The 19,344-nt window shown below is 67.5% G+C and carries 13 protein-coding genes; 6 read left to right on the plus strand and 7 right to left on the minus strand.

The annotated features are described in order from the left end of the window. Nucleotides 1–3: 3 nt before the first annotated feature. The 3 genes from ACXDF8_RS00600 (at nucleotide 4) to ACXDF8_RS00610 (ending at nucleotide 5,203) form a co-directional block, all read left to right on the plus strand. The gene (locus tag ACXDF8_RS00600) at nucleotides 4–3,165 is read left to right on the plus strand and encodes an arabinosyltransferase domain-containing protein (protein ID WP_457221305.1); all 3,162 of its coding nucleotides are present in this window, start codon (nucleotides 4–6) and stop codon (nucleotides 3,163–3,165) included. A 2-nt stretch (nucleotides 3,166–3,167) separates the two neighbouring features. Beyond that, nucleotides 3,168–4,667 carry an APC family permease gene (locus ACXDF8_RS00605; protein WP_457221306.1) on the plus strand — a complete coding sequence of 500 codons (1,500 nt, stop codon included), beginning with the start codon at nucleotides 3,168–3,170 and terminating at the stop codon, nucleotides 4,665–4,667. Nucleotides 4,668–4,864: 197 nt separating this feature from the next. After that, the gene (locus tag ACXDF8_RS00610; RefSeq protein ID WP_457221307.1) at nucleotides 4,865–5,203 is read left to right on the plus strand and encodes a hypothetical protein; all 339 of its coding nucleotides are present in this window, start codon (nucleotides 4,865–4,867) and stop codon (nucleotides 5,201–5,203) included. A gap of 7 nt (nucleotides 5,204–5,210) precedes the next feature. Here the strand turns inward: ACXDF8_RS00610 and ACXDF8_RS00615 are convergent, their stop codons facing one another. The 3 genes from ACXDF8_RS00615 to ACXDF8_RS00625 all read right to left on the minus strand — a co-directional run bounded on the left by ACXDF8_RS00615 (nucleotide 5,211) and on the right by ACXDF8_RS00625 (nucleotide 8,187). Then, entirely contained in the window at nucleotides 5,211–6,488 is a 1,278-nt protein-coding gene (locus ACXDF8_RS00615; RefSeq protein WP_457221308.1) for a serine/threonine-protein kinase, read from the minus strand. A 56-nt stretch (nucleotides 6,489–6,544) separates the two neighbouring features. Continuing rightward, nucleotides 6,545–7,183 (minus strand): porin MspA, encoded by a 639-nt coding sequence (locus ACXDF8_RS00620; RefSeq protein ID WP_457221309.1) that lies wholly within the window; start codon nucleotides 7,181–7,183, stop codon nucleotides 6,545–6,547. A 242-nt stretch (nucleotides 7,184–7,425) separates the two neighbouring features. Continuing rightward, nucleotides 7,426–8,187, minus strand: a complete 762-nt coding sequence (locus ACXDF8_RS00625) for an SCO6745 family protein (RefSeq protein ID WP_457221310.1) — start codon at nucleotides 8,185–8,187, stop codon at nucleotides 7,426–7,428. 109 nt (nucleotides 8,188–8,296) lie between these two features. On the opposite strand from ACXDF8_RS00625, the gene ACXDF8_RS00630 reads away from it, so the two are divergent. Continuing rightward, entirely contained in the window at nucleotides 8,297–8,584 is a 288-nt protein-coding gene (locus ACXDF8_RS00630; RefSeq protein WP_457221311.1) for an SDR family oxidoreductase, read from the plus strand. Next, on the plus strand, nucleotides 8,581–9,879 hold the full coding sequence (locus ACXDF8_RS00635) for a glycoside hydrolase family 27 protein (protein WP_457221312.1): 1,299 nt from the start codon (nucleotides 8,581–8,583) through the stop codon (nucleotides 9,877–9,879). Before ACXDF8_RS00630 ends, ACXDF8_RS00635 begins: the two co-directional genes overlap by 4 nt. 74 nt (nucleotides 9,880–9,953) lie before the next feature. Here ACXDF8_RS00635 and ACXDF8_RS00640 read toward each other — a convergent pair whose 3' ends face one another. Together ACXDF8_RS00640 and ACXDF8_RS00645 are read right to left on the minus strand one after the other, a co-directional pair. Continuing rightward, nucleotides 9,954–10,841: a dihydrodipicolinate synthase family protein gene (locus ACXDF8_RS00640; RefSeq protein ID WP_457221313.1), complete on the minus strand. Its 888-nt coding sequence runs from the start codon at nucleotides 10,839–10,841 to the stop codon at nucleotides 9,954–9,956. Nucleotides 10,842–10,877: 36 nt separating this feature from the next. After that, entirely contained in the window at nucleotides 10,878–11,663 is a 786-nt protein-coding gene (locus ACXDF8_RS00645; RefSeq protein ID WP_457221314.1) for an aldolase, read from the minus strand. Between the two features lie 100 nt (nucleotides 11,664–11,763). Between ACXDF8_RS00645 and ACXDF8_RS00650 the strand changes: the two genes are divergently transcribed. Next, on the plus strand, nucleotides 11,764–12,303 hold the full coding sequence (locus ACXDF8_RS00650) for a helix-turn-helix domain-containing protein (RefSeq protein WP_457221315.1): 540 nt from the start codon (nucleotides 11,764–11,766) through the stop codon (nucleotides 12,301–12,303). Here ACXDF8_RS00650 and ACXDF8_RS00655 read toward each other — a convergent pair. Together ACXDF8_RS00655 and pks13 are read right to left on the minus strand one after the other, a co-directional pair. Beyond that, nucleotides 12,300–13,850 (minus strand): acyl-CoA carboxylase subunit beta, encoded by a 1,551-nt coding sequence (locus ACXDF8_RS00655; protein WP_457221316.1) that lies wholly within the window; start codon nucleotides 13,848–13,850, stop codon nucleotides 12,300–12,302. The two genes, ACXDF8_RS00650 and ACXDF8_RS00655, sit on opposite strands and share 4 nt — an antisense overlap. After that, a complete protein-coding gene (pks13, locus tag ACXDF8_RS00660; protein ID WP_457221317.1) occupies nucleotides 13,847–19,306 on the minus strand; it encodes a polyketide synthase Pks13 in 5,460 nt (1,819 codons plus the stop codon). The genes ACXDF8_RS00655 and pks13 overlap by 4 nt, the downstream gene beginning before the upstream one ends. Between the last annotated feature and the right edge of the window lie 38 nt (nucleotides 19,307–19,344).

Here is a 19,344-nt window from a genome sequence, read left to right on the forward strand (position 1 = left end):
GCCATGAGCGACGTGACCGTCACCCGGTGGGTGGCCACAGTGGCCGGACTGATCGGCTTCGTGCTGTCGGTGCTCACCCCACTGTTGCCGGTGGTGCAGACCACCGCGACGCTGAACTGGCCCCAGGCAGGACAACTGAACAGCGTGACGGCCCCGCTGATCTCGCAGGCGCCGGTGTCGCTCACCGCCACGGTGCCCTGTGAGCTCATCCGGTCACTGCCGCCGCAGGGCGGCACGGTGTTCGGGTTGGCGCCGAAGAAAGGCAAAGAGGCGGCGCTGAATTCGCTGTTCGTCAACGTTACGAGCCAGCGGGTCGACATCACCGACCGCAACGTCGTCGTCGCCAGTGTGCCGCGGGCCCGGATGGCCGGCTGCTCGCGTATCGAGATCACGTCGAACACCGACGGCACGTTCGCCACCTTTGTCGGGCTGACCGGCGGGCAGGAGCAGCGCAGCGGTTTCGCCGACCCGAACCTGCGGCCCGCGATCGTCGGGGTATTCACCGACCTGACCGGCCCGGCGCCGCCCGGGTTGAGCGTGTCGGCGACCATCGACACCCGCTTCTCCAGCAAGCCGACCGCGCTGAAGCTGGCTGCGATGCTGCTGGCCATGCTCGCCACCGTCGTCGCGGTGGTCGCACTGTGGCGCCTGGACCGCCTCGACGGCCACCGCATGCATTCCTGGATCCCGCAGCGCTGGCGCCGATTCACCGCGGTCGACGTCACCGTGGTGGCGGGCTTCCTCGTGTGGCACGTCATCGGAGCGAACTCATCCGACGACGGCTACATCCTGCAGATGGCGCGCGTCGCCGACCATGCCGGCTACATGTCGAACTACTTCCGGTGGTTCGGCAGCCCCGAGGATCCGTTCGGCTGGTTCTACAACGTGCTGGCATTGATGACCCACGTCAGCGATGCCAGCATCTGGATGCGCCTGCCGGACCTGATCTGCGCGCTGGTCTGCTGGCTGCTGCTGTCCCGCGAGGTGCTCCCCCGGCTCGGGCCCGCCGTCGAATCCAGCCGCCCCGCCCTGTGGGCCGCCGGCCTGGTGCTGATGGCGGCGTGGATGCCGTTCAACAACGGCCTGCGCCCCGAAGGCCAGATCGCCACCGGCGCACTGATCACCTACGTGCTGATCGAGCGGGCCATCATCTCCGGGCGGCTCACGCCGGCCGCACTGGCCATCATCAGCGCCGCGTTCACCCTCGGCATCCAGCCGACCGGGCTGATCGCGGTGGCCGCCCTGATCGCCGGTGGTCGCCCGATCCTGCGAATCCTGGTCCGCCGCCGGGCGATCGTCGGCACCTGGCCGCTGATCCTCCCGCTGTTGGCCGCGGGCACCATCATCCTGACCGTCGTCTTCGCCGACCAGACGCTGGCAACCGTGTTGGAAGCCACCAGGATTCGCACCGATATCGGGCCCAGTCAGCCCTGGTACACCGAGAACCTGCGCTACTACTACCTGATCCTGCCGACCGTCGACGGCTCGCTGTCGCGGCGGTTCGGATTCCTGATCACCGCGCTGTCGCTGTTCACCTCGATGTTCATCATGTTGCGCCGCAAGCGGGTTGCGGGTGTGGCCCGGGGCCCAGCCTGGCGACTGATGGGTGTCATCTTCGCGACGATGTTCTTCCTGATGTTCACCCCCACCAAGTGGGTGCACCACTTCGGCCTGTTCGCCGCGGTAGGCGCCGCCATGGCCGCACTGGCTACGGTGCTGGCCTCGCCCGCGGTGCTGCGCTGGTCGCGTAACCGGATGACCGTGGTCACCGCGGTTCTGTTCGTGCTGTCCCTGGTGTTCGCCACCACCAACGGCTGGTGGTACGTCTCGAGCTACGGCGTGCCGTTCAACAATGCGATGCCCCGCATCGCCGGAATCACGGTCAGCACAGTCTTCTTCGCGCTGTTCGCGATATCCGGCATCTACACGGTGTGGCTGCACTTCAGCACCCGCGACCGCGGGGAGGGTCGCATCGCACGGGCCGTCACCGCGGCGCCGATCCCACTGGCCGCCGGCCTCATGGTGGTGGTGTTCGTCGGGTCGATGACGGCCGGCATCGTGCGCCAGTACCCCACCTACTCCAATGCCTGGGCCAACCTGCGGTCCTTCTCCGGCGGGTGCGGCCTGGCCGATGACGTCATGGTCGAACCCGACGCGAATGCCGGATTCCTGACTCCTCTGCCTGGCGACTACGGCCCGCTCGGACCGCTCGGAGGCACTGCGCCCGTCGGCTACAGCCCGAACGGTGTGCCGGAACACATTGTCGCCGAGGCTATCCGGATGACCAACCCGCAACCGGGAACCGACTACGACTGGGACCAGCCGATCAAGCTGGCCAACCCCGGCGTCAACGGATCCACGGTGCCGCTGCCCTACGGCCTCGACCCGAATCGGGTCGCCTTGGCCGGCAGCTATGCCGTCGGCCCGCAGCAGGTGGCCATCCTCAACTCGGCCTGGTACCAGCTGCCACCCGACGACGGCGGCCATCCCCTGGTGGTCGTCACTGCCGCGGGCACCATCGCCGGACGCAGCGTCCTCGACGGCTACACCGACGGCCAGACCGTGGAACTGGAGTACGCCAAGCCCGGCCCCGACGGCGCGCCGGTACCCGCCGGCCGGGTCAGCCCCTACGACCTCGGCCCCGCCCCGTCGTGGCGCAACCTGCGCTTCGCCCGCTCGGAGATGCCGGCCGACGCCACCTTCGTCCGGATCGTGGCCGAAGACCGGTCCCTGTCGCAGGGCGACTGGGTCGCTGTCACCCCACCCCGGGTGCCCGAACTGCGCTCGGTGCAGGAGTACGTCGGTTCCAGCCAGCCGGTTCTGATGGACTGGGCCGTCGGGCTCGCCTTCCCCTGCCAGCAGCCGATGCTGCACGCCAACGGCGTCACCGAGGTACCCAAGTTCCGCATCACCCCGGACTACGCCGCGAAGCGGGACAGCACCGACACCTGGGAGGACGGCCGCAACGGCGGACTGCTGGGCATCACCGATCTGCTGCTGCGCCAGGAAGTCATGGCGACCTACCTGTCCCACGACTGGGGCCGGGACTGGGGCTCGCTGCGCAAGTTCGACACCATCGTCGACGCGCAGCCCGCCCACATCGACCTGGGCACCGCCACCCGCAGTGGGCTGTGGAAGTCCGGTCCGATCCGGATCAAGCCGTAGCCGTGGCCGACGACGCGGGCATCGTCGACCCCTTGATGCACGGCCTGCGCTCCAAGGGCCTCAAGCAGGGCTCGGTATCCCTAGTCGGCGCGGTGGCCATCGGTCTGGCGGCAACCGCGCCGGCATACTCGCTGACCGGCGCGCTCGGCCACGGCGCGGCCAAGTCGGGCTACCAGCTGCCGATCGTCTTCATCATCGCCGTCATTCCGATGTACTTCGTCGCGTTGGCCTACAAGCACCTCACCGACGCCGCACCGGATTCGGGCACCGTGTTCACCTGGGGCTCTAAGGCGATCTCCCCGCACATCGGCTGGATGGGCGGCTTCGCACTGATGCTGTCATCCATCCTGGCCGGCGTCGGCGCCGCCGGAATCCTGACCAATGCGGCCACGGTGTGGCTCGGCATGGACGACTCCCCGGTCTGGTTCGACCTCGTGGTTGCAACGGTTTTCATCCTGGCGACGACCTGGCTGGTAGCCCGCGGTGCCGAGGAGTCGTCGCGCACCACCCTGCTCCTCACCATCGTCCAGTACGGCGGTCTGGCCCTGTTCGCGGTCATCATGGGAACCGCCGTGTTCCGCGGGCAGCAGAGCGCGACGGCGGAGTCATTCTCGTGGGAGTGGTTCAACCCGTTGGCCATTCACGACTTCAGCGGCCTGCTCGGCGGATTTCTGGTGGCCATCTTCATCTTCTGGGGATTCGACGCCTCCCTGGCGATGTCGGAGGAGACCTCCGGCACATCCGCGCAAGCCGGACGCAGTGGTGTGACCGCGATCCTGATCACGGTGGCCACCTATGTGTTGTTCAGCGTCGCCGCACTGGCATTCGCCGGCATCGACGAGAACAGTGCGACCAGTCTGACCAATTCGGACAACATCGACGACGTATTCACCACGCTCGCCGGTGCGTCGATCGGTGAGCGCGGGGCGCTGATCGCAGCGCTGGTGGTCGGGCTCTCGGCGTTCTCCGCGACGATGTCCACCGTGATGCCCACCGCACGCGGGCTGCTGTCGATGGCCACCTACAAAGCACTTCCGGACCGGTTCGCCTCGGTGGACGCCGTCAGCCAGACCCCGAAGTTCGCCACCTGGGTGATCGGCCTGACCAGCCTGGCGATCTATTGCACCCTGGACCTGATCAGCGACAGCGTCGTGGAGGACTCGGTCTACAGCGTGGGCATCGCGATCATGACGTACTACTCCGTGGTGGCGATCTCGGCGGTGGTGTACTTCTGGCGCACCGCATTTCGTTCCTGGCGCACCGCGATGGGCCAGGTTGTCCTGCCCGCGATCGGTGCGCTGGTCCTCATTCCGGTGGGCATCATCGAGGCCTACCAGATGGCCGACCCGGACACCGGCTCGGGCGGATCGCTCCTCGGAGTCGGCACCGCGTTCGTAGTCGGCGTGCTGGGCCTGGGCGCCGGCGTCGTGCTCATGATCGTGTGGAACCTGCGATCTCCGGCCTTCTTCCGCGGCGAATCCCTGCCCAGGGAGCGCACCTAACCGACTCGGTAGGACAATGCCTCAGCAAAGATCCGTGCGCTAAAGGCGTTGAGACCGAACCGTTTTCGGTCTGTTATCGGACCCCCAGTGTGCGCCAACGCCGGTCACAGCCAGCACAAATCAACGGTTCGTAGCGTTGTTGACGAACGAAGGTCCCATAGGACGGGACGCACGCAGCAAGCGAAACGGAGACGACGATGAACCTCAGACGTATGGTGTACGGCGCGACAGTGGCGGCGGGTGTCGGTGCCGCCGGGCTGTTCGGGCTGGGAATCGGCAACGCGAACGCCAATCCCGGGCAACCATGTGGGGGACCGAACGCTCCGACGTGCCAGCAGGGCCCCAACAACGGCCCCAACAACGGTCCCAACAACGGCCCCAACAACGGCCCGGTCGACTGGCAGAACCGCGGCATGAACCAGGGCCGTCAGGACCACCAGCCGTTCAACTACAACGGGCAGTGGGTGCAGCCCATGCCGGCCGGCAACGGTCACGGCTGGGGCTTCTGGTTCCTGGGCCAGTGGATCCCGCTGTAAATGGCGGCTAACCAGGTGTGGCGGCGGTCGGTTGCTGATCGGCACGCAGCTGCTCGGGCTGCAGCGACCAGACGGTCGTCTGCGCCGCGGGCATGGCGTGCGCGCAGTAGGCCGGCGCACCGGTTTCGCTGACCGCCGCCGCACCCAGCACCGCACAGTTGGCGCCGATCACCACCACCGGAAGGTCCATTCGGCCCGCCACAGCGGGCGGTGGCGGGGCCGAGTGCGGCCCCGCCGCGGTGGCATGCACACCGCGGTGGCCCAACAGCAGGAAAACACCGGCTGCGGCCCCGCCGATGACCACCAGAGCACCGAGGATCGCCGGGACGAGCAAGCGGCGGCGCGACCTCACAGACTCGGGCTTGGCGTGACGGGCCCGCATCGGCGCCTTCGCCACTCCTGCCGCCACCGGAGCCGCCGCAGTGACCCCGACGTCACGCGCGGCGACGCCAAGGCCGCGCTCCAGCGCCCGCGCGAAATCGACGCAACGCTCGTAACGGCCGCGCGCATCCTTGGCCAGCGCCTTCGTGAAAACCGGTGCCAAGCAGGCCAATTCGGGACGCTTCGCCCCGATGGCGGGCGGCTCCGAACTCAGGTGCTGGCTGATCACGATGGCGGGGTTGGTGTGCTGAAACGGTGGCATGCCGGTCAACAGGTGATAGGCGGTCGCCGCGAGCGCGTACTGATCGGCGTGCCCGTCGATGTCCTCACCCTTGAGTTGCTCGGGTGCGGCGTAGGCGACCGTGCCGACCGTCATGTTGGTCCCGGTCAACCCGCTGGACTGACCCATCCAGCGGGCGATGCCGAAGTCGGCGAGCATGACCCGTTCGTCGCCGGTTCCGGGGTGCCCCAGCAGGATGTTCGCCGGTTTGATGTCACGGTGCATCAAGCCTCGCCCGTGGGCATAGTCCAGCGCTTCGGCGATGCCGGACACGATCCGCACCACTTCGTCGGGAGGCATTCCGTAGGGGTAGTGCTCGGCGAGCAGATTGGACGCGTCGGTGCCGTCGATGTACTCCATCGCGATCCACAGCTTGTCGTCGAACTCGCCGCGGTCATAGATGGTCACGATGTGCGGATGGGACAGGGTCGCCACGATGTCGGCTTCCAGTCCGAACCGCTGCCGGTATTCGTCGTCACCACTGACCGCGGCACCGAGCACCTTCAACGCGTCGAGCCGGGGCAAGCGGGGATGCTGGACGAGGTAGACCTCGCCCATGCCACCCGCCCCGAGCGTCCGCAAAATGGTGTAACCAGCGACAACCTGGCCGTCAGCTAACGGCATTGGGGCATCTTAAGGGTCGAAGGTGTCGATATCGAGCCGAAGGGCCCCGGCCGGGATCAGTTCATGTTCCAGGGTTCGCCGTAGGTGGTGACGCTGTCGCCGGCCTTAGAGATCAGCCGGGCGAACGGGCGCAGCAGCACGCCGCCGGCCGCACCGGTAACGGTGCCGTGGGCGTTGGCCACCGCCACCGAGCCGTTGGGGCCCGAGACGTCGACGGAGAAGGTGGCGACTTCCTGGATGCCGGGGCCGTTGCCCAGGTCGGCGCTGATCGACACACCCGGGAACAGGTTCGGGGTGATGACCGAGCCCAGCGGGTTGAAGCCCGTCGGGGAGATGTCGGCGTCGTCGAGCAGGATGTTGGGGGTGGTGTAGCTGAAGTTGATGCCCACACCCAGCGACCACGGGAAGCCGACCTGGTAGCCCAGCTCCAACGTGCCCGCGAACTCGTCGGCACCCGGGCCGACGACGCTGTAGACGGCCTTGCCGGAGTGGAACCACTCGCGAGTCAGCCGGTTGCGGTCCAGCGGGAACACCCCGTTGAGGAAGGTGTCCCACTGCTGAATCGTCATCGTGCGGCCACCGCCGTCGACCAAACTCAGCTCATTATCCAAACCTGCGTGCGAGGTACCTGTCCCGACGAACAACGCCGCGACTGCAGCGATCATCGCCACCAGCAACCGACCGATAACCTTCATGTTCTCCCTAGCTGAATAGTTTCTGGCAATGAGCTGTGAGCATTGGTACCCGGACATTGCCACATCGGCAACCGTCGCGGTAGGCCTACCTCAGCGCTAGGACGTCGCGGATGCGGGCGGCCAGGCGTGGCGAAAGTGGTTGCCAACTGGGGATTTACCCAGGGCTCAGACACGACGGGCAACCGCCCTGTGAGCCCGGTCACCTTCGGTGCGCGACCAGAATCGCGCTGATCCGATAACTCCTATGTGGCGGGGACGACGTCCTTCAACACGGCCAGCGCACCCGCGGCCAGAGCGGCGAGTTCGTCGGCCTCCGCGGATGTCAAGGCGGAGGCGATGATCTCCGCCATCCGCCTGTTGGTCAGCACCTCAGCCTCGTCGTAGCGGTCCTTGGCGTCGTCGGCGGAATCCGGATACGGCGGCTGCCAGCCCATGAACGCGGCGTAACCCGGCCCCTTGTTGAGCAGATGCGCCTCGACCGGGCTGAGCCCGGACAGCGCCAAGGCGGCGAAGTGCACCGCGGCGCGCAACTCCCGCAGCACGAACATCACCTGGAACGCGCGGGCCTCGGCATCGTCGGCCAACGGCATGGCGCGCCAGCCGGCATACAGCGGAAGACCGGCCTCGGGCGCCGCGGCGATCACCTTCTCGCCGAGCTCGGCGATGCGCCCGACACCGTCCGCGCCGGCCAGGTAGGTCCGTCCAAACTCGGCGGCCTGATCCCAGTAGATGCCGGCGCTGGTGGCCGCGTCGTGTACCGCGACGCCGTTCGTCCAACAGGCCTGGACGACGTTCGGCTCGAACACCGCGAACACCGCATTCACCGTCGTTGCGTTGGTGTCGCCCAGCACGCCGCCCCGGCCGGCGAAGTACGCCGCGAACGGATCCGGGTAACCGGCGGCGAGGCCCTTGCGGGAGGTCTCCGGACAGAGCATGAAAATGGAGACCGCCTCGCCGATGCCAGCCCCGGCGGTGCGGACCGCGTCGATGTCGGTATCACTCATGTGCGTGCTCCTCTGCTGGCCCGGTCGCGGCCGAGTTTACGGACACCCACACCGCGAATTCGTAGCATCGCCAAAGCGGCCGCTCACGTCGCGTCCGTTGACTGGTGACATGGCATTCACGGCGGGCAACCCAGCACAGAGCAGTCCGGTAATCGTGGTCCTGGGCGCCGGGACCGACCGCGGCTTCACGTTGGCATCGGCCCTGTTGTACGCCGGCTACCGCGTCGTGGCCAGTGACAAGCACGCCGGTGCCCTGGTCCGAATCGCCCACGGCCACAGCAGCGACCGCGTGCTGCTGGTGGCCGCCGAGGCCTCCGATCCGAGGCAGCTCGAGCGCCTCGTCGACCGTGCCCGCGAGCACTTCGACCTAAACTTGGCCCACCAACGGGCGGCTTGAGCGAGGAGACGACACCGGTGCGCCGACTCTGGCTGCTGCTCGGCTCGCTGGCCATCCTTGCCGCGAGCCCCGCCTGCTCGGCGCACCACGTGCCCCCCGAGGTGGCCCCGCCCGCCACCCCTCCGATGGGCTGGAACTCGTGGAACTCCGGCATCCCGCTGACCGAACAGACCGTCGAGCAGACCATCGACGCGATGGTCTCCTCCGGGATGCGCGACGCCGGCTACCGCTACGTGAATCTCGACGCCGGCTGGGCCGCCGCCGATCGGGACGCCGACGGCAATCTCCAGGCGGATCCGGACCGCTTCCCCGGTGGCATCGCCGCCGTCGCGCGGTACGCCCACGACCACGGGATGCTGCTGGGGCTCTACGCCAGTCCGAGCTACGAACTGTGCGGGATCGGCGAGCCGAACGCCAGCGCCGGCCACGAGTCAGCTGACGCGGCGACGTTCGCCGGATGGGGTGTCGACTATCTGAAATACGATTGGTGCAGTACCGATTCGGACCGATCCCATGAGATCGCCCGCTTCACCGCAATGCGGGACGCGCTGCGGGCAACGGGCAGGCCCATCTTCTACAGCATCAACCCGAACACCTCGGACAATCCTGGAGCTGGGGCGGGCTACGACTGGTCGCCGATCGCCGACATGGCGCGCAACACCGTCGACCTGGTTCCCCTGTGGCACAACGAGTTTGCGTCGATCCAGGCCGCTTTTGGGGTGCGCGAGCAGCTGGACGCGGCCACCCCGCTGGCGTCGCGCAGCCGGCCCGGCTACTTCAACGATCCCGACATGCTGGTCGCCGGGATCTCCTGGCCCGCCTTCCTTGCCGGACACCCGAGCATGGCCGATTCGCTGGGGGGTGACCAGCGCCCCAGCATGACCGTCGACGAGCAGCGCACCCACGTCTCACTGTGGGCGATGATGGCCGCACCGCTGTTGGCGGGCAACGATGTTCGGTCGATGTCGGCACAAACCCGCGACATCCTGATCAACCCCGAGATCGTCGCGATCGACCAGGATCCGCTGATCCGCCAGGCCCGGCCGCTCGCCGGTGATCCCAGAGTGATGGTCAAACCCCTGGCCGACGGCGCGGTGGCGGTCGCGCTGGTCAATCCGGATTCACAGCCCACCGCGATCGCCACCACGGCGACGGCGGTGGGTCTGCCCGCCGCGCGGTGTTACGCCGTGCGCGACGTGTGGACCCACACCGACACCACTTCCACCGGCGAGCTGATCGCAGGGCGGGTGGCGCCGCACGGGGCGGCGGTGCTGCGGGTGGAGGCCCGCTGCTAGCCGACCGGCCCGACGGTCGGCCACGCTCACCGGGCCGAATTACACAGGTGTGAGTAACCCTGGGGATAACTGGGTCAGGCCGAGGCGAGGATGCCTTTCAACACCTCCAGGTCGTCCGCTGCCAGCGGCAGCAGCGGCAGCCGCGGCTCTCCGACGCCGCGACCGAGCAGCTCCAGCCCGGCCTTCACCGTGGTGGGCAGACCCCCGCTCACGATGAAGCGCAGCAGCGGGGCGAGATCCTCGTAGATCAGCCGGGCGCGCTGCAGGTCGCCGCCCCGCACAGCCTGGTAGAGGTCGAGGCACGGCTGGGGCCGCAGGTTCGGCGCCGCGGTGCACCATCCCGCCGCACCGGCGGTGAGCGCATCGAGGACCAGCGGATTGCTGCCGTTGTAGAACGGCAGCGCACCGCCGGACAGCTCGTGGATGCGCAACATCCGCCCGAGGTCACCCGTCGACTCCTTGACCATGGTCAGGTTCTCGATGTCGGCGAACATCTGCACGAGCAACTCCGGGCGCATGTCGATGCCGCTGGTGGCGGGATTGTTGTAGGCCATGACCGGGATCCCGACCGCTGCGCCGATCGTGGCGTAGTGCCTGCTGATCTCGCGCTCGGACAGCGTCCAATACGAGACCGGCAGAATCATCACCGCGTCGGCACCGGCCGCTTCGGCATGACGGGCCCGCCGGACGGTGTTGGCCGTCGTGAGATCCGACGCGCCGACGATCACCGGAATCCGCCGGTCGACGACACCGACGGTGGTGTCGACGACGGAATCGAATTCCGCTTCGGTGAGGTAGGCCGTTTCACCGGTGCTGCCGAGCGGGGCGATGGCATGCACACCGCTGTCGACAAGCGCGTCGACGAGTGCGGCGAGTTTGCCGGTGTCCACCGTGGCGCCGTCGGCGGTGAACGGAGTGACTGGGTAGGCGATGATCCCGTGGATGTCGGGTGCAGTGGTCATGATGTGGGGAGTTCCTTCCAGGATGCGGGTTTGGGTTTAGGAGGTCAGCGCGTCGGGGTGACGCCGCAGCGCCTTGCGGGCGTAGTAGGCGAAGTTGGCCTGGCTGCGCTTGGGGGTCAGCGTCCAGTCATGGGCCTCGCGCGCCAGTCGGGGCGGCAGTTCGGCGATGGTGCCGGCCGACATCGCCAACAGCTGCAGCCTGGCCGCACGTTCGATGAGCATCGCCAGCGAGCACGCCTCCTCGATGGAAGCGCCCGCCACGACATGGCCGTGATGGGCGAGCAGCACAGCCTTCTTGTCGCCGAGCGCGGCGGTGATGATCTCCCCCTCCTCGTTGCCCACCGGAACCCCGGGCCAGTCCGGCAGAAAGGCGCAGTCGTCGTAGAGGGGCGCAATATCCATGTGCGACACGGCAAGTGGGACCTCCAGCATCGACAGCGCCGCGACATGGAGCGGGTGGGTGTGCACGATACAGCTCACGTCGGACCGCGCACGGTAGATCCACGAGTGAAAGCGATTGGCCGGGTTGGCCATTCCTTCACCCGCTAGGACGCGCAGATCCTCGTCCACGAGGAGCAGGTTGTCTTCGGTGATCTCGTCGAAGGCCAGCCCGAGTCGCTGGGTGTAGTAGGTTCCGGGCTCGTCAGCTCGCGCCGTGATCTGTCCGGCAAGCCCGGAGTCATGCCCGGCGTCGAACAGAGCGCGGCACGTCAGGGCGAGCTTCTGCCTGGTCGTCAGCTCAGAATCCTTGACGTGCTGCGACAGCGCATTGAGCGCACGGCGCATCAGCTCGGGCTTGGAATCATTGAGAGTGGTAGTCACGATCACATTCCTTTCGCGGCGATAAACACCCTGTGCACGATATGACACTTTGTGTCCTAGCGTCAATCACGTAAACTGGTCGCCGAAAGGTGGTGTGGCCATGGCGCAATTGGTGCGGGCTGTCCGGCAGCGCCGGGGGCTCACCCTGGACGAGCTCGCGTCGGCGACCGGATTGACGAAGAGCTACCTGTCCAAAGTGGAACGGGGGCAGAGCACGCCGTCCATCGCCGCCGCCATGAAAGTAGCCAGGGCACTAGATGTCGATGTGGCACAGCTGTTCTCCGACGACCCCCGAGCCGCTGCCCTGACGATCGAACGCGCCACGGAGCGTACTTCGGCCAGACACCACCCAGTTGCATCGGGAATGCTCGGCAAGGCCATGTCACCGTTCGTGGTGCGGCCGGGACGACAGTTCGGTACCCACGTGCATTTCGATCACCCCGGCCAGGAGTTTCTCTTCGTCCACGCCGGCACGATCGAACTCAAGTACGGTGACGACATCACCACCTTGCACACCGGCGACTGCGCGTACTTCGACGCCGCACAACCGCACAAACTCCGGCAGGTCGGCGACACTGCGGCCGAGGCCATCGTGGTGACCTACGACGAGCCTGGCCGCAAAAAGGTGACCGGCGCTTAGATCGGGATGAGGCCGTGCTTACGCTGCACGCGCTGGATTTGCTTGTCCCGAAGGATCCGCATGGCGCTGCGCAGCTTGAGCCGCGTCTCGTGCGGCTCGATCACCGCGTCGACATAACCACGCTCGGCCGCGACGTAGGGCGTCGCCATATCGCGGTTGTAGCCCTCGATGAACTGGCGACGGATCTCCTGCACCTCGGGGGCGTTTGGGTCGGGGAACCGCTTGACGATCAACTGGGCCGCGCCCTCGGCGCCGATGACGGCGATGCGGGCTGTGGGCCACAGGAAGTTGAAGTCAGAGGTCAGCTGCTTGGAGCCCATCACCGCGTACGCACCGCCGTAGGACTTGCGGATGGTGATCGTCACCTTCGGCACGTCGGCCTCGACGACGGAGTACAGGAACCGGCCGCCGCGCTTGATGATCCCGTTCTTTTCCTGCTCGACGCCGGGAAGGAAGCCCGGAGTGTCGACCACGAACACCAGGGGCACGTTGAACGAATCGCAGAACCGGACGAAGCGGGCCGCCTTGTCGGAGGCCTCGTTGTCGATGGCGCCGGACATGTGCATCGGCTGGTTGGCGATCACCCCGACCGGGCGGCCGTCGACCCGGGCATACCCGGTGATGATCGCCTGGCCGGCCTGCGCGGCGACCTCGAGGAAGTCGCCGTCGTCAAAGATCCGCAACAGGATCTCGTGCATGTCGTAGGCGATGTTGTCGGCATCGGGGACGATGCTGTCCAGTTCCAGATCATGCGGCGTGATCTCGGGCTCGAGGCCGGGGTTGATGATCGGGGGATCGTCGAAAGTGTTGGCGGGCAAGAACTCCAGGTAATCGCGAACGTAGGCGAAGGCGTCCTTCTCGGAGTCGACCACCTGGTGGATGTTGCCGTACTTGGCCTGGGCGTCGGCGCCGCCGAGCTCGTCGAGGCTGACCTCTTCGCCGGTGACGTCCTTGATCACATCGGGTCCGGTGACGAACATGTACCCCTGGTCGCGCACGGCGACGATCAGGTCGGTCTGGATCGGCGAGTAGACCGCGCCGCCGGCGCACTTGCCCAGGATGATCGAGATCTGGGGAACCAAACCACTCAACAGCTCGTGGCGTCGACCCAGCTCGGCGTACCAGGCCAGCGAGGTGGCCAGGTCCTGAATGCGGGCACCGCCGGAGTCGTTGATGCCGATGATCGGGCAGCCGACCATGGCCACCCACTCCATCAGCCGAGACACCTTGCGGCCGAACATCTCTCCCACCGAGCCGCCGAACACCGTCTGGTCGTGGCTGAACACCCCGACCGGGCGGCCGTTGATGGTGCCGTGCCCGGTGACCACGCCGTCGCCGAAGAGTGCGTTGGGGTCCCCCGGGGTGCGGGCCAACGCGCCGATCTCGAAGAACGTGCCCGGGTCGAGCAGCGAATGGATGCGTGCCCGCGGGCTCGGGATCCCCTTGGCGTCGCGCTTGGCCGCGGCCTTCGCACCGCCGGGCTCCTTGGCCAGCTCCAGCTTTTCGCGGAGCGCGGCAAGCTTCTCGGCAGTGGTACTGGCAGTCACTTGGCCTCGTTCCCCTCGGCGGTGTGGTGGATCGCTTCGTTCTCGATACGGCTGATGGCCTCGCTCATGTGGGCACCGACCTTGGCGATGTACGGCTCGTCGATCGCCTGGATGTGCTCACCGCCGATCGGCACCACCTCGAGGTCCTCGACGAATTCGCCCCAGCCACCGTCTGGTTGGCGGATGGCATAGCGCGGCTCGAAGAAGATGGCGTCGTCGTGGTAGCGATCGGCCATGTACAGGGTGACGTGCCCGTCGTAGGGCAGGATCTCCGCAGTCTCGAGCAGACGGTTGTCCAGGTAGGACGTGCGCTGATGCTCGATGACACCACCGGGGATCTCGACGCCGGCTTCCTTGATCGCGTCGAGGATGAACCTGACCTGACCCTCGTCGTCGAGCTCCTCGAGCTGCTCGTACGGGATCGGCGGGATCTCCACATTGAAGGTGCGCTGGGCGAACAGGGCATAGCGATCCCACCTCGCCCGGGTCTCTTCCTGAGTCTGGGGGATCTCCTCGCCCGGGCGCACCATGTCGATCAGGCCGACGAACCGAACGTCGGCGCCGGCGCGCTTCAGCCCGATCGCGCAGGCGTAGGCCAGGGCACCGCCCAGCGACCAGCCCACCAGGATGTAGGGGCCGTCGCCCTGGATCTCCATGAGCTTCGGCAGGTACGCCGCGGCTCTGTCCTCGACGGAGCCCTCGACGCGCTCGAGGCCGTACATCGGGGTGTCGGCGGGAAGGCGCTTGAGTAGCGGCTCGTAGACGACGGTCGACCCGCCGGCGGGGTGGAACACGAACACCGGGACCCGCGTCGACCCTTCGGGCCTGGCCCGGATGGTGCGTACGAAGCCGTCGAGTTCACCGGCCTCGAGGAACTCCCGCACTGTGGTGGCGAGTTGCTCGATGGTCTTGGCGGACCTGACGTCGTCGACGGTGATGGTGCCCTCGGCACGCTCGGAGAGCCGCTCGGCCAGCTTCGCCGCCGTTGCGTCGTCGACTGCGGGCAGCTCGTTGAAGATGCCGCCGGGCGACTTGCCGGTCACGATCGCCCACGTCGCGAACGTGACGCGCTCGGCCGCTTCGCGCGGGGGGACATCGGCGCCCAACGCTTCGGTGACGGCCTCCTGGGTCAGGACCTTGGCAGCCGCTGCGGCAGCAGCAGATTTGGCCGGAGCTGCGGCAGCAGCAGATTTGGCCGGAGCTGCCGGGCCCGCCGGGTTGGTGGGCGGCGGCGGGATATTGGGGCCGGCCGGGTTGGTGGGCGGCGCCGGGATGCTGGACCCCGGCTCCGCTTCCGCATCGCGGTCGGCGACGATCGGGTGTCCTGCCTCGGCCAACTTTGCCTCGAGCTCGGCGACCGTGGTGGCACCACCCATGAGCTCGGCCTGTTCGGCGGCGATCTGCTCGGCGGTCTTGCCCTTCTGCGTATCGGCGAGCTCGTCGACCTCGTCGCGGTGCTCGATGGCGTACTCGATCAGCTTCTCGACGGCGTAGAGGTTGGCGTCGCGGACCGCGGTCAGCTGGATCGGCGGCAGGTCGAAGTCGTACTCGACCCGGTTCTTGATCCGCACCGCCATCAACGAGTCCAGGCCCAGCTCGATGAGCGGCACCTCCCACGGCAGGTCCTCGGGCTCGTAGCCCATCGCCCCACCGACGATCGCGGCGAGCCGATCATGGACGGTCTCACCGGATTCCGGCGACCACTTGGCGAACCCAGCGGCCAGCCCCGCACCTGCGGTGAGGTTGTCCGACAGGATCTCGGCGTCCTCGGCCGGTGCCGCGTCGACCGTCTCGGTCACCGGGGTGGCAACGGCGACCCCGGTCGCGACGGCCGCCGGAAGGGCGGACAACGCACCCGAGCGGGTGACGATGGCGTCGTAAACCAGGGTGAACGACTGATCGATACGAGCATGCACCTGCACCGACGCACCGCCCGGATGGCGGGTCAGCGTCGTCACCAGCCGGGCACCGTCACCGGGTATCGCGCGCTGCTCGGAGGCGGTCAACGCGGCATCCGGAAGAACCTGCGCGGCAGCGGCTTTCACCAAGGCCGCCAGGTCGGCCTGGCCCTGCGGAGCATACTCCCAGATGTGCCTGCCGTCCGGGGTCGCGACGTGGGTTCCGGGGATCATGGTCGCGCTGTCAGCGGCGAACTGCGCGTTGAGCCAGTGTTCCTTGCGCCGGAACCGGGTCGGTGGGATGTCGGCGTACTCGGCCGGCCGCGAACCCGAATCGAACAGCGTCCGGACATCCAGATCGTGGCCGTAGACGTAGAGCTGAGCCATCGCCGCCAGCATGGACTCGACCTCGTCCTGCTTACGGGCGAGCGTGGCGATCAGCTGCGCGTCGTGCAGTCCGGCCGAGGCCGTGGTCAGCCCAACCTGCATGAGCGCCACCGGATTCGGTGCCAGCTCCAGGAACGTGGTGTGTCCGTTGTCGACGGCGTTGCGGATGCCCTGGGTGAAGTAGACGCTGTGCCGCAGCCCCTTCTTCCAGTACTCCACATCGTGGATCGGCTCGCCGCCGGGGCGGATGTAGCTGCCCTCGTGGACCGTCGAGAAGTAGCCGGTGTGCAGCGGGTGGGCCTCGATGCCCTGGATCTCGGCCGACAGCTCACCGAGCAGGGGATCCATCTGCTGAGTGTGGCTGGCACCCTTGGTCTGCAGCTTGCGGGCGAACTTGCCCTCCGACTCGGCACGGGCGACGATCGCGTCGATCTGCTCGGGCGGACCGCCGATGACGGTCTGGGTGGGGGCGGCGTAGACGCACACCTCCAGATCGGGGTAGTCGGAGAAGACGGTCTTGATCTCCTCGGCCGAGTACTCCACCAGCGCCATCAGCCGGATGTACTCGCCGAACAGCATCGCCTCGCCCTCACCCATGAGGTGCGCACGCGAACAGATGGTCCGGGTGGCATCGGCCAGCGACAGGCCGCCGGAGAAGTAGGCGGCGGCCGCCTCGCCCAGCGACTGACCCACTACCGCACCGGGTTTCGCGCCGTGATGCTTGAGCAGCTCACCGAGCGCGATCTGGATGGCGAAGATCACCGTCTGGACAACTTCGATGGGGTATTCGCAGGTCTCGTTGGTGTAGTCGATCGCGTCGTCGAGGATCAGCTCGACGACCGAATAGCCACGCTCGTCCTGGATCAGCGAGTCGACCTTGTTGATCCACTCGGCGAACACAGGGTTGCGGACATAGAGTTCCTTGCCCATCTTGCGGTGCTGCGCACCGAATCCGGCGAGCACCCACACCGGTCCGTTGGTGACCGGACCGTCGGCGCTGTAGACCAGCGGGCTCTGCTTGCCTTCGGCGATCGCACGAAGGCCCTTGACCGCCTCGTCGTGGTCGTGCGCCATCACCACGGCGCGCGAGCGCCCGTGGTTGCGCCGCGACAGCGAGCGCCCGATTGACTCCAGGGACGCCGCCCGACCCTTGGGGCTGTCGATCCAGTCGGCCAGCTCCGCGGCCGTCGCACGCTTGCGCGAGGTCAGGAATCCGGAAACCGCAAGGGGCACAACAGGAGCCGGCTTGTCAGCGACGGCTTCCCATTCGGCGCGGGCCGCTTCGATCAGCTCCAGCGCCTGATCGGTCAGACCGAGTGGCTCGTACTCGGCGTCCTCGGCTGCGGCCGAGCTGTACTCGTCGTCGTAAGACGCTGTTCGCCCGAGAGGCTCATCGACGAACTCGCCGTACTCGTCCATCCGAATCCCGCCGACGTAGACCGCGTCGGCGTCGGCGGCGGTTTTCTCGTCGACCAATTCCGCGGCGGGTTCCGGCTCCACGAGGTCGGCGGGCAGTACCTCACGCACCACCAAGTGGGCGTTGGCCCCACCGAAGCCGAAGCCGGACACACCGGCGATCGCGTGACCGCTGTAGCGCGGCCAATCGGTGACCTTCTCGACCACCCGCAGCCGGACCGCCTCGAAATCGATGTACGGGTTCGGACCGGCATAGTTGATCGACGGCGGAATCTTGTTGTTTTTCAACGACAATGCGACTTTGGCCAGGCTGGCCGCACCGGCGGCCGACTCCAGATGGCCGACATTGGACTTCACCGCACCGAGCAGCGCCGGCTGCTCGGCGGCGCGGCCTCTGCCGACAACCCGGCCCAGCGCGTCGGCCTCCATCGGATCACCCAGGATGGTGCCGGTGCCGTGCGCCTCGATGTAGTCGACGCTGCGCGGGCTGATGCCGGCATCCTTGTACGCCTTGCGCAGCACGTCGGCCTGGGCGTCCGGATTCGGCGCGAGCATGCCGTTGGACCGGCCGTCGTGGTTGATCGCGCTGCCGGCGATCACCGCGAGGATCTCGTCGCCGTCGCGGCGGGCGTCGGACAGCCGCTTGAGCAGCAGCATGCCGCCGCCCTCGGAGCGCGAATAGCCGTTGGCGTCCGACGAGAACGACTTGATCCGACCATCGGGCGCAAGCACGCCGCCGACCTCGTCGAAACCGATCGTCACCAGCGGAGTGATCATCGCGTTGACGCCACCGACCACCGCCATGTCGGCCTCGCCGGATCGCAACGCCTGCACCCCCTGGTGGGCGGCGACCAGCGAGCTGGAGCAGGCCGTGTCGATGGCCATTGAGGGGCCGCGGAAATCGTAGAAGTACGACACCCGGTTGGCGATGATCGAACTCGTCGTGCCGGTGATGGCGTACGGGTGCGCGGTGGTCGGATCGGCCACCGCCAGGAACTGGTAGTCGTTGTTCGAGGCTCCGATGTACACGGCGACGTTGCTGCCGCGCAGGCTCGAGGCGGGGATGTGGGCGTTCTCCAACGCCTCCCAGGTGAGTTCGAGCGCCATCCGCTGCTGCGGGTCGATATTGTCGGCTTCCATCTTCGACAGTGCGAAGAACTCGGCGTCGAAGCCCTTGATGTCGCTGAGATAGCCACCGCGGGTGGCCGCCTTCGCCACCCGCGCGGCGATGCGCGGCTCGGCGAGGAACTCCGACCAGCGTCCCTCCGGCAGGTCGGTGATCGCGTCGCGGCCCTCCAACAGCGCCTGCCACATCTCGCCGGGGGTATTCATGTCGCCGGGGAACCGGGTGGCGACGCCGACGATCGCGATGTCCTCGACATCGGCGGTGCGCGACCAGTCCTCGCCCTCGTCGTAGGGCTCCGCTTCGGGCTCGCCTTCGACGATCACCGTCGCCAGCGACTCGATGGTCGGGTGGCGGAAGGCCACGGTGGCGGTCAGCGTGACACCGGTGAGGTCCTCGATGTCGCTGGCCATGGCCACCGCATCGCGCGAGGACAGCCCCAGCTCCACCATGGCGGTGGACTCATCGATCGAATCCGGCGACTGGCCGGTGGCATTGGCGACCCAGTTGCGCAGCCACTCGCGCATCTCCCCCACCGTCATGTCGGTGCGGGCGGGGGTCAGTTCCGCCTCGGGCGCGAGGGTGATGTCCTCGGGCAGCTCTGAGTTTTCGGGCGGTTGTGATTCAGACATCAGGCCTCACCTCGCGCAAAGGGGCTGACCAGCCACGC

Source organism: Mycolicibacterium sp. CBM1 (assembly GCF_054073305.1).